12 protein-coding genes and 1 riboswitch are annotated in these 13,886 nt (G+C 63.7%); of the genes, 8 read left to right on the top strand and 4 right to left on the bottom strand.

Features of this window, described 5'->3' with window-relative positions:
• Positions 1 to 172 precede the first annotated feature (172 nt).
• The 5 genes from IB267_RS02535 to IB267_RS02515 all read left to right on the top strand — a co-directional run bounded on the left by IB267_RS02535 (position 173) and on the right by IB267_RS02515 (position 6,685).
• On the top strand, positions 173 to 1,855 hold the full coding sequence (locus tag IB267_RS02535; protein WP_192446267.1) for an NAD+ synthase: 1,683 nt from the start codon (positions 173 to 175) through the stop codon (positions 1,853 to 1,855).
• Positions 1,856 to 1,858: 3 nt separating this feature from the next.
• Positions 1,859 to 2,194, top strand: coding sequence for a hypothetical protein (locus tag IB267_RS02530; RefSeq protein ID WP_192446266.1), 336 nt, complete (start codon positions 1,859 to 1,861; stop codon positions 2,192 to 2,194).
• Between the two features lie 23 nt (positions 2,195 to 2,217).
• A complete protein-coding gene (locus tag IB267_RS02525; protein WP_192446265.1) occupies positions 2,218 to 3,045 on the top strand; it encodes a TolB family protein in 828 nt (275 codons plus the stop codon).
• Between the two features lie 165 nt (positions 3,046 to 3,210).
• Positions 3,211 to 4,947: an ankyrin repeat domain-containing protein gene (locus IB267_RS02520; protein WP_192446264.1), complete on the top strand. Its 1,737-nt coding sequence runs from the start codon at positions 3,211 to 3,213 to the stop codon at positions 4,945 to 4,947.
• Between the two features lie 250 nt (positions 4,948 to 5,197).
• Positions 5,198 to 6,685, top strand: a complete 1,488-nt coding sequence (locus IB267_RS02515) for a diguanylate cyclase domain-containing protein (protein ID WP_192446263.1) — start codon at positions 5,198 to 5,200, stop codon at positions 6,683 to 6,685.
• Between the two features lie 26 nt (positions 6,686 to 6,711).
• Here IB267_RS02515 and IB267_RS02510 read toward each other — a convergent pair whose 3' ends face one another.
• A complete protein-coding gene (locus IB267_RS02510; protein ID WP_192446262.1) occupies positions 6,712 to 7,731 on the bottom strand; it encodes a LacI family DNA-binding transcriptional regulator in 1,020 nt (339 codons plus the stop codon).
• A gap of 103 nt (positions 7,732 to 7,834) precedes the next feature.
• Here IB267_RS02510 and IB267_RS02505 point away from each other — a divergent pair, with 103 nt between their 5' ends.
• The 3 genes from IB267_RS02505 (at position 7,835) to bluB (ending at position 10,966) form a co-directional block, all read left to right on the top strand.
• Entirely contained in the window at positions 7,835 to 9,028 is a 1,194-nt protein-coding gene (locus IB267_RS02505) for a phytanoyl-CoA dioxygenase family protein (RefSeq protein ID WP_192446261.1), read from the top strand.
• A gap of 88 nt (positions 9,029 to 9,116) precedes the next feature.
• The gene (locus tag IB267_RS02500) at positions 9,117 to 9,929 is read left to right on the top strand and encodes an SDR family oxidoreductase (RefSeq protein ID WP_192446260.1); all 813 of its coding nucleotides are present in this window, start codon (positions 9,117 to 9,119) and stop codon (positions 9,927 to 9,929) included.
• 82 nt (positions 9,930 to 10,011) lie between these two features.
• Positions 10,012 to 10,225, top strand: a riboswitch (cobalamin riboswitch).
• Positions 10,226 to 10,270: 45 nt separating this feature from the next.
• The gene (bluB, locus tag IB267_RS02495; protein ID WP_192446259.1) at positions 10,271 to 10,966 is read left to right on the top strand and encodes a 5,6-dimethylbenzimidazole synthase; all 696 of its coding nucleotides are present in this window, start codon (positions 10,271 to 10,273) and stop codon (positions 10,964 to 10,966) included.
• Between the two features lie 12 nt (positions 10,967 to 10,978).
• Here the strand turns inward: bluB and IB267_RS02490 are convergent, their stop codons facing one another.
• The 3 genes from IB267_RS02490 to IB267_RS02480 all read right to left on the bottom strand — a co-directional run bounded on the left by IB267_RS02490 (position 10,979) and on the right by IB267_RS02480 (position 13,734).
• Positions 10,979 to 12,061 carry a DUF2865 domain-containing protein gene (locus tag IB267_RS02490; RefSeq protein ID WP_371742485.1) on the bottom strand — a complete coding sequence of 361 codons (1,083 nt, stop codon included), beginning with the start codon at positions 12,059 to 12,061 and terminating at the stop codon, positions 10,979 to 10,981.
• Between the two features lie 153 nt (positions 12,062 to 12,214).
• Positions 12,215 to 12,856: an acyl-homoserine-lactone synthase gene (locus IB267_RS02485; protein WP_192446258.1), complete on the bottom strand. Its 642-nt coding sequence runs from the start codon at positions 12,854 to 12,856 to the stop codon at positions 12,215 to 12,217.
• A gap of 140 nt (positions 12,857 to 12,996) precedes the next feature.
• On the bottom strand, positions 12,997 to 13,734 hold the full coding sequence (locus IB267_RS02480) for a LuxR family transcriptional regulator (protein WP_192446257.1): 738 nt from the start codon (positions 13,732 to 13,734) through the stop codon (positions 12,997 to 12,999).
• Positions 13,735 to 13,886 lie beyond the last annotated feature (152 nt).

The following is a 13,886-nucleotide window of genomic DNA, read 5'->3' as shown; positions in this document are numbered from 1 at the left end:
TTTTCGTGGCGTGAAGCCACGCGAACAGCCCAGCATAAGGACCGGGAAAAACAGAATTTTTCGGTTTTTTTCGTGTCGTTGCGATTGCCTGTGGGTATTTTCCCGCAGATTGCGCTAAAGAACATTGCGAAAGTCAGCTGCAATCGTTCAGGACAGACCGACAGGCCCGCTCATGACCGCCCATAAAAACGCCCCTTCGCTCCTTCGCATCGCAATTGCCCAGCTCAATCCGACCGTGGGCGACATTGCCGGAAACCTGGCCAAGGCGCGTGAGGCGCGCGCCGACGCGGCGCGCCAGGGCGCCGATCTCCTGCTTTTGACGGAGCTGTTCATTTCCGGCTATCCGCCGGAAGACCTCGTTCTGAAGCCGGCCTTTCTGAAGGCGTGTCTCCAGGCCGTCGAAAAGCTCGCTGCCGAGACGGCCGATGGCGGTCCGGGCGTGATTATCGGCTTCCCGCGGCTGGCAAAAACCGGCCGGCACAATTCAATAGCCGTGCTCGACGACGGTAAGGTGATCGCGGTCCGCGACAAGGTCGACCTACCGAACTACGGCGAGTTCGACGAGAAGCGCGTGTTCGATCCGGGCCAGATGCCGGGGCCGGTCAATTTCCGCGGCGTGCGCATCGGCATTCCGATCTGCGAGGACATCTGGGGCGATCTCGGGGTCTGCGAGACGTTGGCCGAAAGCGGTGCTGAAATCCTGCTGTCGCCCAATGGCTCGCCCTACTATCGCGGCAAGGTCGACGTGCGCCATCAGGTGGTGCTGAAGCAGGTGATCGAGACGGGCCTCCCGATGATCTACGCCAACCAGCTCGGCGGCCAGGACGAGCTGGTGTTCGACGGCGCCAGCTTCGCCTTCAACACCGACAAGTCGCTCGCCTTCCAGATGAGCCAGTTCGAAGAGGCGATCTCGATCGTGGAGTGGAAGAAGGGCGACAGCGGCTGGCATTGCGAGCACGGCCTGAAGTCGCGCCTGCCGGAACGGGAGGAGGCGGACTACCGCGCCTGCTTGCTCGGCTTCCGCGACTATGTGAACAAGAACGGCTTCAAGAATGTGGTGCTCGGCCTTTCCGGCGGCATCGACTCCGCCATCTGCGCGGCACTTGCCGTCGATGCGCTCGGCGAGGAGCGGGTGCGCACGGTCATGCTGCCCTACCGCTACACTTCGCAGGAATCGCTGAAAGACGCCAAGGAATGCGCCGAGGCGCTTGGTTGCCGTTACGACATCGTGCCGATTTCCGAGCCGGTCGAAGGGTTCCTCAGCGCTCTCTCCGATACATTCGAAGGTACGGAGTCCGGCATCACCGAGGAGAACCTGCAGAGCCGCACCCGCGGCACCATTCTGATGGCGATCTCCAACAAGTTCGGCTCGATGGTGGTGACCACGGGCAACAAGTCGGAGATGTCGGTCGGCTACGCCACGCTCTATGGCGACATGAACGGCGGCTTCAACCCGATCAAGGACCTCTACAAGATGCAGGTCTACGCGATCTCGAGCTGGCGCAACACCACGGTTCCGCCGGGCGCGCTCGGTCCTTCCGGCATCGTCATTCCGCAGAACATCATCGATAAGGCGCCTTCGGCCGAGCTTCGCCCGAACCAGACGGACCAGGATTCGCTGCCGCCCTATCCGGTGCTCGACGACATTCTCGAATGCCTGGTGGAAAAGGAAATGGGAACGGACGAAATCGTCGCTCGCGGCCACGACGAGGCGACCGTTCACCGGGTTGAGCATCTGCTCTACATCGCCGAATACAAGCGCCGGCAATCGGCGCCGGGCGTCAAGATCACCAAGAAGAACTTTGGCCGCGACCGCCGCTACCCGATCACCAATCGCTTCCGCGATCGGGGCTAGGGAGTGGACACCCGCTCCGAGGAGACGGACGGCCGACAGGGCCGTCCAGAATTTACGGAGGAGGAAATCCGGCTCCTGCGACTTTGGTCGGCGAGCGACGTTTCGGCCGGCCGGCAGCTTTCGGCGCAGGTCGGCTATTTCGCGACGCCTGCGATCTTCGGGACCTATGGCCTTGCGACGGGAAGCCTCACTCTCGTCGGCGTTGCCTTCATCTGCATCCTGCTCCTGCTAGCCTGGGGTCTGCTCACCACCTGGCGGGATCGGCGCGATTCCATCCTGATGCAATCGGTCTGTTCCAAGGTGTTGGCGACCCTGCCGGTCGGTGAAGACAAGAGATAGCGGCCATATCCGGGGAGAAGAGCATGCGCAGTTCCGTCGAAATCCACGACATCTTGACCGGCGAGACGCGGGTTGTCTGGCAGACGGACAGGCTGGTCGAGGCGCCAAACTGGTCGCGCGACGGTGAGCATCTGATCATCAATGGCGACGGCAGGCTCTATCGGCTTGATCTTGATGGCTCCGAGCCGGTGGAGATCGATACAGGCTTTGCCACGCTCTGCAACAACGATCACGGCCTCTCGCCGGATGGTAAGACGATCGCGATCAGCGACAAGACCGAGTTCGGAAAATCGGCGGTCTATCTGCTGCCGGCCGAAGGCGGCACGCCGCGGCTCGTCACCCGCAACCTGCCGTCCTATTGGCACGGCTGGTCGCCCGACGGGAAAACGGTGACCTATTGCGGGATCCGCGACCAGCTCTTCGACATCTACACGACCTCCGTCGATGGCGGCGAGGAGCGGCGGCTGACCCATGGCGAGGGCCGCAATGACGGGCCGGACTGGTCGGCAGACGGCGAATGGATCTATTTCAACTCCAGCCGTACCGGCCAGATGCAGATCTGGCGGATCCGCCCGGACGGACGCGACGTCACGCGGATCACCGACAGCCCCTATGGCGACTGGTTCCCGCATCCGTCGCCTGATGGTAAGCACCTGCTGGTGCTTTCCTATGACGGCGATGTCTTCGATCACCCAAGAGACCTCAATGTCCGCTTGAGGCTGATGGACATGGACGGCGGCAATGCCCGCATCCTGTTCGCGCTCTTCGGCGGGCAGGGAACGATCAATGTTCCGAACTGGGCGCCGTCGAGCGATCGTTTCGCCTTCGTCCGCTACGAACCGGAAAGCTGACCGCGCTGGACAAGTATATCGGGACCATGCTAGCGAAGCGGTCGTTCGCAGGGCGCATCCGATCCGCGGGAAGGGCAAGGCCCGCCTGTCTCACTGAACTTGGTTGCCACACCTCTTTTCAGTCTGTGGGCGCGGATACCGGACGTGAATGAAAGGAGGTCTTTCATGATCACGCGCGATCTTTCCGCGAACATTACCCTCGATACGATCCGCAAACGGGCCAAGGCTTTTTTGAAGGCCGTCAAGGCTGGCGATGCCAGTGTTAGGCAGCGGGCAATTCCCTACTTCTCCGAACCGACCGCAATGGGCCTTCAGGATGCCCAACTGGTGCTGGCCCGCGAATTCGGCTTTGCCAGCTGGACGCGGCTGAAGCGGCATCTGGAGAAGGCCGAGAGCGGCACGCCGTCGACCGAACAGGTCGCAAACCGCTTTCTCGCTCTGGCGACGGTCTCCTATTTCGGCGACATCGCCGCCGATCCCGAGCGGTTCTCTCAGGCGCTTGATCTGCTCAAGGACCATCCTGAGATCGCCGGGGACAGCATTCACGTGGCCGCCGCACTCGGCGACGCCGCGGCGATCGACCGCTTTCTCGATGGCGACCCGAAACTTGCAGAGAAGCGCGGTGGTCCGTTTGACTGGGAGCCGCTGCTCTATGCCGCCTATGCACGCGTTCCCGGCCGCTCGTCGCTGCCGGCGGGCGCCCGCCTGATCGCGCGCGGGGCTGATGCAAACGCCTACTGGCTCGACAACGGCCAGTATCGTTTCACCGCTTTGACAGGCGTTTTCGGTGAGGGCGAGGCAGGGCCGGAGCGGCAGCCGCCGCACCCGGATTGCCTTGCCTTTGCGCGGCTGCTGCTGAATGCCGGTGCCCGGGCCAATGACAGCCAGGCGCTCTACAACCGGATGTTCGAGCCGGACAATTCCTGCCTGCAGTTGCTTCTCGATCATGGCCTCAATGCCGACGACCGCAACAACTGGCTGGTGCGCAACGATGGCGGTCTGGTCGAAGACGGCGAGCGCGTCTTCGACTATCAGCTTGCCTGGGCGCTGGAAAAGCGGATGGCAGATCGCGTCCGGCTGCTCGTCGCGCACGGGGCCGACGTCAATCGCCCAATCAAGGGGCGCACGCCCTATCAATGGGCGGAGCTCGGCGGCGATCCGGCGCTGGCGCAATACCTCGTGTCGCGCGGCGCGACCGAAGCACCGCTGGAAGATGTCGACCGGCTGGCCCGCGCCATCGGCGAAGTGAAGGCCGACGAGGCGAGGGAACTCGTCCACGCGGATCCGACGCTTGTGGCCCGAACCCAGGCCGCGCACCCGGCTATCCTGCACGAGGCGGCGGGCGAGGACCGGCACGATGCTGTGGCGCTGATGCTGTCGCTCGGCTTCGACGTCAACCGCATGACCTCGCGCACGCCGTTGCACGAGGCGGCGCTGCACGGCCATGTCGCGATGGCGCGGCGCCTGCTCGATCACGGCGCCAATGCCTCGGCCCGCGACCCCTACCATCATGCACCGCCGATCGGCTGGGCCAAGTACAACGGCAAGGAGGAGATGGTCGCATTCCTGAAGGATCAGCCGCTCGATGTCTTCGCAGCCGCGTCCTTCGGTGTGACCGCGCGCCTCGCCGATATCCTCGACCGGCAGCCGGATCTGATCGAAACGCCATTCGGCACGTTCCGCGGCCGCGGCCGGCCGGAACCGCAGCACGACTGGATGACGCCGCTGGCCTTCGCGGTGATCAACGGGCAGGCAGAATCGGTACAGCTGCTTCTCGAAAGGGGCGCGAATGCGCGCCTGCGGGATGGCGCCGCAGGTCCATCGATACGCGATCTTGCCGTAGAGCAAGGCAATGCGGAGATCATCGCGTTGCTGCGCGCTTCGGCCGCCACTCCGCAATAGGCTCTGCAGAAGGAGGCGCGGGCGACTGCCCGCACCTCCAGATCTCCGCTGCGACCGCTGATTGTCGGGTGATTCAGTCGGTTGAAATCGTTAATTATTTCATCACCAGCTTATTTAAGCCAAACTTCGATATTGGCCGCTAGGGTGCCCTCAGTATCGGCTGCCATCGTTGCGCATCGCACCTCCACAAGTGCTAGAATGCCCGGCATGGCCGGTGCGGACGAGGGGGACTGGCGTGGTGGAAAAGGCGTTGCGGCAGGCAAAACGGGACAAGACGGTCTGGGCGATCCATGCCGCCTGTACCCTGGTCGCGGTCCTGATCATTGCAAGCCTCATCTATGTGCTCGACCGGTCGGTCACCGAGGCCGATCGTTTCGGACTTTCGGCCGAGCGCCGGCTCGTCGCAAACGAACTGCGCCACCAGATGGATGCCGTCGTTCAGTTCCAGGCGCAGGTGTCCTTCTGGGACAAGACCTACGAGGAACTGGCGAGCGGGCACGCCAGCAACAGTTTTATCACGGACGAGCTTTCGGGCTGGCTTTGGGAAGACTACGGCTTCTCCTGGATCATCTTCACGGATCCGGCGCGCAACGTTTCGACGGCGCTCAAGAACGGCGTGTCGGTTCCGGCCGCGGTGGCGCGCGTGCCGCTCGACGAGGTCGACGATCTCGTGGAGGAGGCCAAGCGCCGCTACGACAATGCGCTCAGGAACAACGGCGGCACCTATAAACTCGATGTCACGACGCCGGATCCGCAGTCCGTCATGCCGGCGGTGCCCGGCATCCATGCGGTGGACCTGCGCGAGATCGACGGGCGCATGAGCGTTGCGGTGGTGCAGGCGGTCATTCCGGAGACTTTGGTGGTTCCGGCGGAACGGCGTGATCCGGTGCTGATGGTCGCCGTTCGACCGGTCACGCCGAAGATGACGCGCGAGATCGCGGCGCGGCTGGGTATCCGCGGACTGGCCTTTGTTCCGCTCAACGAGCTGCCTGCAGGCAGCGCCCATGCGTCTGTCGGGCGCTGCACAGATTCGTCCTGTCTCGTGGCCGCCTGGGTGCCGAAATCGCCCGGTGGGTTCGTGCGCGCGGAACTGTTGCCGAGCGTCATCATCATGGCGATTGTCGCCGCCCTACTGATGGCCTTCGTGGCGCTGCGGTTCTCGACGCTCTTTGCCGCCCTGCAGCAGAGCGAGGCGCTGAACCGGCACCTTGCCAAGCACGATCGCCTGACGGGGCTGATGAACCGCAGCGGCTTCGACGACATGCTGGCAGCGGCGCTTCTGCGGGCGAATACCCACCCTTTCACGCTCGTCTATGCCGATCTCGACGAGTTCAAGGAGGTCAACGACCGCCACGGCCACGCCGCCGGCGATGCCGTGCTGGTAGCCATGGCCGAGCGTTTTCGCAATCGCGCCGGGCCCAAGGGCACGGTTGCCAGGCTCGGAGGTGACGAATTTGCGGTCATTCTCGGCGATTGCAGCGAGGCCGAGGCCCGCAGCCTGACGGCCGGCCTGATTGCCGACGCGCAGACGCCGGTCGCCTTCAACGGCCAGATGCTCGTCGTCGGCGGCAGCGCCGGCATTGCCTTTGCACCGCGGCACGGACAGACGGCGCGCCAGTTGCTGCTGGCTGCGGACGAAGCGCTCTATCTCGCCAAGCGGCGCGGCCGCAATCGTTTCGAGACGGCCGACGACATGGTGTTGCCGGCCGAGAAGAACGACGGCCAGTCGGCGGCCTGAACGTTACCCGCCGATCGGCGGAAGCTCTATTCCGGAACATTATAGGGCGTGATCACCACCACGGCGGAAAGTTGGGGCCCGAGCGCCGGCGCCTGGGCGCCGGGCCGCAGCATCATCGTGCGAAAGGCGGTGCGTGCGTCGGTCCTGAGGTCATGATGCAGCACGAAGTGAATGCGCCGTTCGCGAAGCAGCGCCAGATTGTCCTCGTCTAGATCATGGGCGATATAGAGCACGCAGGAGCGTTCGAGGCGCTCGAAGGCCGCAAGCACGGAGCGGTTGCCGCCGCCGATCGAATAGGCCGCGTTGATGTCGGGATTGGCCGAAAGCGCTGCATGGGCCAGGAGCCCGGTTTCACTGTCGCGGCCGTGGCCTTCGCTGATCTCGACGATCCGGGTTGCCGGATAGCGCTCGCGCAGCACCCGGCGAAAGCCGATCTCTCGCTCCTCCTCACCTCGAAAACGGCCGCTCGAAAGGGTCACCAGCACGGTTGCCGGCGCGCCGCAAAAGCGCTCGCCGAGAAGGTAGGCGGCCGTTTCGCCCGCTGCCCGGTTGTCGGCGCCGGCATAGGCCGTCCGCTGCGAATGGGGCAGGTCGGTTACCAGCGTCACGACAGGCGTGCCGCCCATCTCGAAGCGGGCGACGGCGGCGACGATCTCGGGCACGTCTGGCGCCTTCAGCACCAACCCGTCGGTTCCGCGCAGCCGGATCCGGTCGAGCAGTTGCACGATTTCCTGCGGGCGCATCGTCTCGGCAAAGTGAAACCGGCAGCGAAAGACGGTGGGCGCGAAGGTCAGCGCCTCGCTCTCGAAGGCGCGCCGCACCGCATTGGTAAAGCGCTGCGGTGACTCCATGACGATATCGATCGCGAACTTGCGCCCCTGGATGTCGAGGCCGGCCTGCTGCTTTTCCAGTTCCTCGATGGCTGCGCGAACCCGGGCCTCCGTCTGGCGGCGCACGCCCGGCCGCTCGTTGAGCACACGATCGACTGTCGCGGTGCTGAGCCCGGCCTGAAAGGCGATGTCCTTGACCAGAAACGGATGGGCCATCGTTGCGCGCTCCTGATGAATTTTTGATGGATTCTTGCTCTATATCATGTTTTGCCGCCGCCTATAGTCGTGTTCATCAGCATGTTCCAGAGGAGGAAACGCGATGAAGACCGACAACAAAGCGCGCCAGCGGATCGACCGTGTCTGGCTCACCGAGGAGGCCTGCGATCTCGAGGCGTTCCGGGCGGAAGTCGAACGCCAGACCAATCTGTCCGACTACCCCCATGCCTCCGGCTGCGAAAAGAACGTCCTGATCTATGACAGCGCCGCGCTGATTGCGGCGTGCGGCGATGGCGCGGCGCGGCGTTCGGTTCTGGCGGAAATCTACGAGGCGCTGGCGACGGGCCCCGGCGTGGCGGTCTTCAAGCGCGCCTATGCCGATACGGCGGCAATCGACGTCGCAAGCGGGGTCTTCGACGCCATCATCGAACAGCAACATCGCAGCAACAGCGGCGGTGGCGATCACTTCGCCAAGCCCGGCGCCAACGACCGCATCTGGAATTCGCTGGAAAAGCACTGCCTGAACGCACCGGAGAATTTCGCCGCCTATTACAGCAACGCCGTCATCGCGCTCGTCAGCGAGGCCTGGCTCGGGCCGAACTACCAGATGACGGCGCAGGTCAACCGGGTCAACCCGGGCGGTGCTGCGCAATCGGCGCACCGGGACTATCACCTCGGCTTCCAGACCGCGGCCGTGATCGAGCAGTATCCGGCGCATGTCCACAAGCTTTCGCCGGTGCTGACGCTGCAGGGCGCGGTTGCCCATTGCGACATGCCGCTCGAAAGCGGGCCGACGCTATTCCTCCCCTATAGCCAGACCTATGTGCCGGGCTATCTGGCACTCAACCGGCCGGAGTTCCGCGCCTATTTCGACGCAAACCACGTGCAGCTCCCGCTCGAAAAGGGTGACGTTGTCTTCTTCAACCCAGCGCTCTTCCATGCCGCCGGCACCAACCGCTCCCGGGATATCCGCCGCGTCGCCAACCTGCTGCAGGTGTCTTCGGCCTTCGGTCGCGCCATGGAAACCGTCGACCGACTGACGATGAGCGCGACGCTCTATCCGGCCTTGCGGGCCTTGCTGGCAAACGGCAAGCTGTCGCAGGCGGAAGCGGCCAATGCCGTCGCCTCCTGTGCCGAAGGCTACTCGTTCCCGACCAATCTCGACCGAGACCCGCCAATCGGTGGGCTGGCGCCGAAGACGCAGGCGCAATTGATGCGCGAGGCGCTCACTGCGGGAACGGGCGAGGAGGAGTTTCTTGCGGTGCTTGAGGCGCAGGCGAAGCGCAAGCTGAGCTGACGCGCGAGCTACCATTTGACAGGCTCCCGGCGTGTTTCGCTCGGGAGCCGCAGCCGTTTCAAACGATCATTTCCGAGGGAGGAATTCGATGAGTGGACAATTACAGGGCAAGATCGCCATCGTCACCGGTGGTACGCAGGGGCTGGGCGCGACGATTGCTGGCCTTTTCGCCGAGCGTGGCACCAAGGGTATCGTCATTTGCGGGCGCAACGCCGCCAAGGGACGGGCGAAGGCCGAGCAGATCGGCAAGGCACATGGCGCGAAAGTCGTCTATGTCGAAGCCGATCTGGAGAAGGTGGACGACGCCCGCAAGGTGGTCGCCGCTTGCGACGCCGAATTCGGCCGGGTCGATGCGTTGGTCAACGCCGCAGCCATCACCGACCGTGGCACCATCCTCGATACCACGCCCGAACTCTTCGACCGCATGTTCGCGATCAACGTGCGCGCACCGTTCTTCCTGATGCAGGAAGCGGTGAAAGTCATGCGGCGCGAGAAGACCGAAGGCACGATCGTCAACATCGGCTCGATGTCGGCGATGGCCGGCCAGCCTTTCATCGCCGCCTATTGCTCGTCGAAAGGCGCGCTCGAAACGCTAACCAAGAACACGGCCTATGCGCTGCTGCGCAACCGCATCCGCGTCAACGGGCTGAATATCGGCTGGATGGCGTCCGAAGGCGAAGACCGCATACAGCGCGAGTTTCACGGTGCGGCTGCCGATTGGCTCGAAAAGGCGGCGGCCAGCCAGCCTTTCGGCCGGCTCGTCGATCCGGCCGAGGTGGCGCGTGCCTGCGCATACCTGTCGTCGGCCGAATCCGGGCTGATGACCGGATCGGTGATCTGCTTCGACCAGTCGATCTGGGGCGCCTACGACGGCTCGCCGCATCCGGTCGCTCCGCTCTGAGGCGAGGCAGAAAGAAGCAGGTGGAGAGCGGCGCGTCCGGTTTCGCCGGGTTGGCGCCGCTTGTCTTTCTCAATTCCCTGTGCACTTAGTGCCGTGGTCAGGTGCCCGCGAAAGCGGGAGAATCGGGAATCCGGTCGATATTCCGGAACGTGCCCAACGCTGTGAAGGGGACGATCGCGTCTAAAAGAGCCTTGAATTGATTCAAGGTTTTGCCACTGGATCTTCAATCGATCTGGGAAGGTGAGGCGATCGGTTGAACCGAAGTCAGAAGACCGGCCTGGCGAGATAGACCGAACCCCGCGTGGACGGCGGGAGGTTTTCGCATTGTTGGGGATCGAACGATGCTGACTGAACCGAAGGGCGGCCTTGCGGCTGCCGGTGCCTTTTCGCTGCAAGAGCGGGAGGCCGTCTACCGTGCCATCGAGACACGTCGTGACGTGCGCGATGAATTCCTGCCCGAGCCATTGTCGGATGATCTGATCAGACGCCTGCTGGCCGCGGCACACAGCGCCCCGTCCGTGGGCTTCATGCAACCCTGGAACTTCGTGCTGGTGCGGGCGGAAGAAACGCGCGAGCGGGTCTGGCAGGCGTTTCGCCGCGCCAATGACGAGGCCGCGTTGATGTTCGAGGCGGAACAGCAGGGAAAGTATCGCGCGTTGAAGCTCGAAGGCATTCGCAAGGCGCCGCTTAGCATCTGCGTCACCTGCGACCGCACGCGCGGCGGCACTGTCGTGCTCGGGCGTACCCACAATCCGCAGATGGACGTCTATTCCACCGTCTGCGCCGTGCAGAACCTCTGGCTTGCGGCGCGCGCCGAAGGGGTGGGTGTCGGCTGGGTCAGCATCTTCCACGAGGCCGAGATCAAGGCGATCCTCGGCATCCCCGACCATATCGAGATCGTCGCCTGGCTCTGCCTCGGCTATGTCGACCGCCTCTATCAGCAGCCGGAACTCGCCGTGAAGGGCTGGCGCCAGCGCCTTCCGCTCGAGGACCTGGTTTTCGAAGAAGGATGGGGATGCAGCAAGGAGAAGGCGTAAGGCCTCGCCCGATCAATTCTGGACCGGCTGATAGGCCGGTCCCTTCGGGTGCTTGAGGTCGATCGCAGTTTCTTCCTGCGGCAGGTAGGTGGGGCCGACGACGCGCACCTTGTTCTTCGACGGATCATAGGGCCGCTCTTCGGCCGGCACCTTGGCGGTCTCGCCCGCCGCTTCCGGCTTCTTCGTCTCGATGACGATGATCGACGACTGGTCGTCGCCGATCTTCGTTCCTGTCGTCTTCGGCGTGGTTGCGGCGGTCTGCGGTATCTGGCAGCCGCACTGGCCGGGCTTGCCGACGGCGCGGGTGCGATAGGCAAAGGCGTTGGGCATTTCGGTATAGGGACGGCCGGTCACGGCCGAGACCATCTTGTCGCTCTCTTCCGTGTTGAGGTCGTGGAAATAGAGCTCCGTCTCAGCCCCAGGGCAGCGGGCCCGGCAGGCCTGTTCATCGCGTGGGAAATCGGCCGGCGTCGCATCCGAAGAGATCGGGAAGAAGGCGCCGTCGCAGGTGCGCACGCACATGGTCCTGAGCGTGCCGCTATAGTAGCGCTCCTGCGGCGCGTAGCCGTCTTCGTCGTGTCCGAGCATCGGGCCGTAGGCGTCGTCCGGCGGCAGGTCGGCAACGATGTTGCGGTGGCTTTCCGGCACGTCCTGTTCGACGCTTGCGAACTCCTCGCGGTCGCCATAGCAACCGTTGATCTCAAGTGCTGCGAGGATGCGGCGCCGGCTGTCGTCGCTGCCGCCGGCGACGATCTGCTCGCGCTCGGATTTCAGCATGCGCAGATTGTCTTCCATCTCGGCAATAAGACCGTTGAGCCCGCCGCAGGTGTCGGGGTCGCCGCCGTCGTAGCCGGTGGCGTTGCCGCCACCGCAACCGGCGCGGCGGCGGTCGTTCTTCGCCCGCCGCAGTTCGATGTTCTGCCGTGAGATTGCGCTTGCATAGTCGCGCGCATCGGCATTGCTGGCGACGTAGTCAGGCAGTTGCGCGAGCCGGGCGTTCAGTCGGTCGCAGGCCGTCGATGCCAGTGACGGACCGGCACCGATCAGAACCAAAGGCACAAGGGCCGCAGCGACGTGTTTCAGGCGCGTGAACACGGGGCGTAAGTCTCTTCCTGTTGCCAGGTCGGCGCCAACTTCTGCGGGTGGCTGCCAGCGGCATTCCTGTTTCGCCTTCCATCATAGAGCTTGTCGGTGATCGTGCAACGACAAGCGACGGTTTGCGTTAACAGTGCCGATCGACGGACGCGCTTACGCGGCGCGGGCGGTTTCCAGCGACATCGGGCGGTCGAGAACGGTGCCTTCGATCGCAGCGACCGCTTTCATCCGTGAAAGCAGATCCGGGGTCACTTCCCATGCAACGGCAACCGCGAAGACCGAGCCGATGCGATGCGGTTCGGCGATGCGCTCGCCCGGGCATCCCATGCGGCGGAACATGCGCTCGAGGAACACGTCCGTGACTGTGACGATATGGCTGATGCCGGAAGCAAGGCCAAGCTCACCGACGCCGCACATGAGTTCGGCAGCCGCGACCGTCACCTGGTTCGAAGCGCGGTCCTGCGAAATCTCCGGCTCGATGCAGAAGCGGCTGGATTCCCAGACCGAGGCGCTACGGATTTCAGGATTGTCGCCGAGCAGGATCGGGAAGGTGTCGTCCAGCATGTTCGGACCGAGCGTCGGGAGCAGCCTCAGCGATCCACGCAGGCGGCCATCCGGGGCGTAGGACAGCACGTAGAGCGGGTTTGCCTGGTCGTAGTTGTCGATTTCCCACTCGCCTTCCGTCTGGACGTCCCATTTCAGGAAGTCGTGGAAGACGCGCTTGCGTAACCGGAACATGTCGTCGACGGCCGCCGGGTGTTGTGCGCGGGTCTTTCCGTTCAGGATCCTGATCATCGTTTTCTCCATCCGAGTTTGGGGATGGGGCGATGCTGTCAGGCTCGCGGCGGTTGCGTAACTGTCAGTAGCGACAGTTCAAATGCGCGATATTTGCCACTAGATTTCGAGGGGTTTCGGTGGAGGAGTGTTGTCGGGTGTCAAACGGTGGGGATCAGCGCGTGTCGTACGGCCTGTGCCACGGCCTGGGTGTTGGAAACGACATTCAGCTTGCGCCGCGCATTGGTCATGAAGAAGCGCACGGTGCGCTCGGAAATGCCGAGGATCGTGGCGATCTCCCAATAGCTCTTGCCGGCGGCAGCCCATGTCAGGACCTCGGTCTCGCGGCCGGTCAAACGCATCTCGCGTGTCGAAATGCTGCCGGCCATGGCGCCATGCTCCAGCATGGCGGCATGGAAGAGATTGGCGGCAAGCTGGAAATCACGCAGGTGATGGCGGCGATAGGTCGTCCATTCGCCGGCCGACATGTTGACGTTGATCGCAAGCAACGCCATGCGCCCGGCAGGCGAGAGCAACGGCAGGGCGACGCCCTCGGTGGAAATGCCGATTTCCTGGGCCGCCTGGAACAGCGGTTCGCATTCCGGGAAGCGATGCCGCGCCATCGTCCATTCCACCGGCCGCACGCCACCAAGCGCCAGCTTCAGGATCGGATCGATCCGGTGAAGGCTGCGGGCGCGGTAGATCTCGGCGGCATAGGCGCCAAAGGTGTGATGCAGCCGGCAGACCTTGAGCTCGTCCGCATAGGGCTCGGCTTCGAGATAGAGCAGATGGGCAATGCGGAAGGTTCGACGCATCAATGTGAAGAAATGAGCGGGCTCTACGCAGCCGCCGCATTCCAGAATTTCCAGCATGTCGAGGACAGCTTGCTGCTCAGTCATGCCACAACACCGAATCTCGTCCGAGGCTCCAGCATGGTTAGAGGTTCACCTTTTGTCCAGCGCAAACTTTCTCGATTGGTGTGTAATACCAATTGTGCACGCCTTGATTGCGGCTGCCGATCGGCCGCGTGAGGCTGGCTGATTCGCAGGCG

This window comes from Ensifer sp. ENS09 (assembly GCF_014852425.1).
In the GTDB taxonomy this organism is placed as follows: Bacteria; Pseudomonadota; Alphaproteobacteria; order Rhizobiales; family Rhizobiaceae; genus Ensifer.
This window is presented reverse-complemented; position numbering and strand designations above follow the sequence as displayed.

Coding starts and splice junctions, on each gene's coding strand:
- IB267_RS02510 (WP_192446262.1), bottom strand. CDS start 7,731: ATGGCCCATCCGTTTCTGGTCAAGGACATCGCCTTTCAGGCCGGGCTC.
- IB267_RS02520 (WP_192446264.1), top strand. CDS start 3,211: ATGATCACGCGCGATCTTTCCGCGAACATTACCCTCGATACGATCCGC.
- IB267_RS02525 (WP_192446265.1), top strand. CDS start 2,218: ATGCGCAGTTCCGTCGAAATCCACGACATCTTGACCGGCGAGACGCGG.
- IB267_RS02480 (WP_192446257.1), bottom strand. CDS start 13,734: ATGACTGAGCAGCAAGCTGTCCTCGACATGCTGGAAATTCTGGAATGC.
- bluB (WP_192446259.1), top strand. CDS start 10,271: ATGCTGACTGAACCGAAGGGCGGCCTTGCGGCTGCCGGTGCCTTTTCG.
- IB267_RS02500 (WP_192446260.1), top strand. CDS start 9,117: ATGAGTGGACAATTACAGGGCAAGATCGCCATCGTCACCGGTGGTACG.
- IB267_RS02535 (WP_192446267.1), top strand. CDS start 173: ATGACCGCCCATAAAAACGCCCCTTCGCTCCTTCGCATCGCAATTGCC.
- IB267_RS02485 (WP_192446258.1), bottom strand. CDS start 12,856: ATGATCAGGATCCTGAACGGAAAGACCCGCGCACAACACCCGGCGGCC.
- IB267_RS02505 (WP_192446261.1), top strand. CDS start 7,835: ATGAAGACCGACAACAAAGCGCGCCAGCGGATCGACCGTGTCTGGCTC.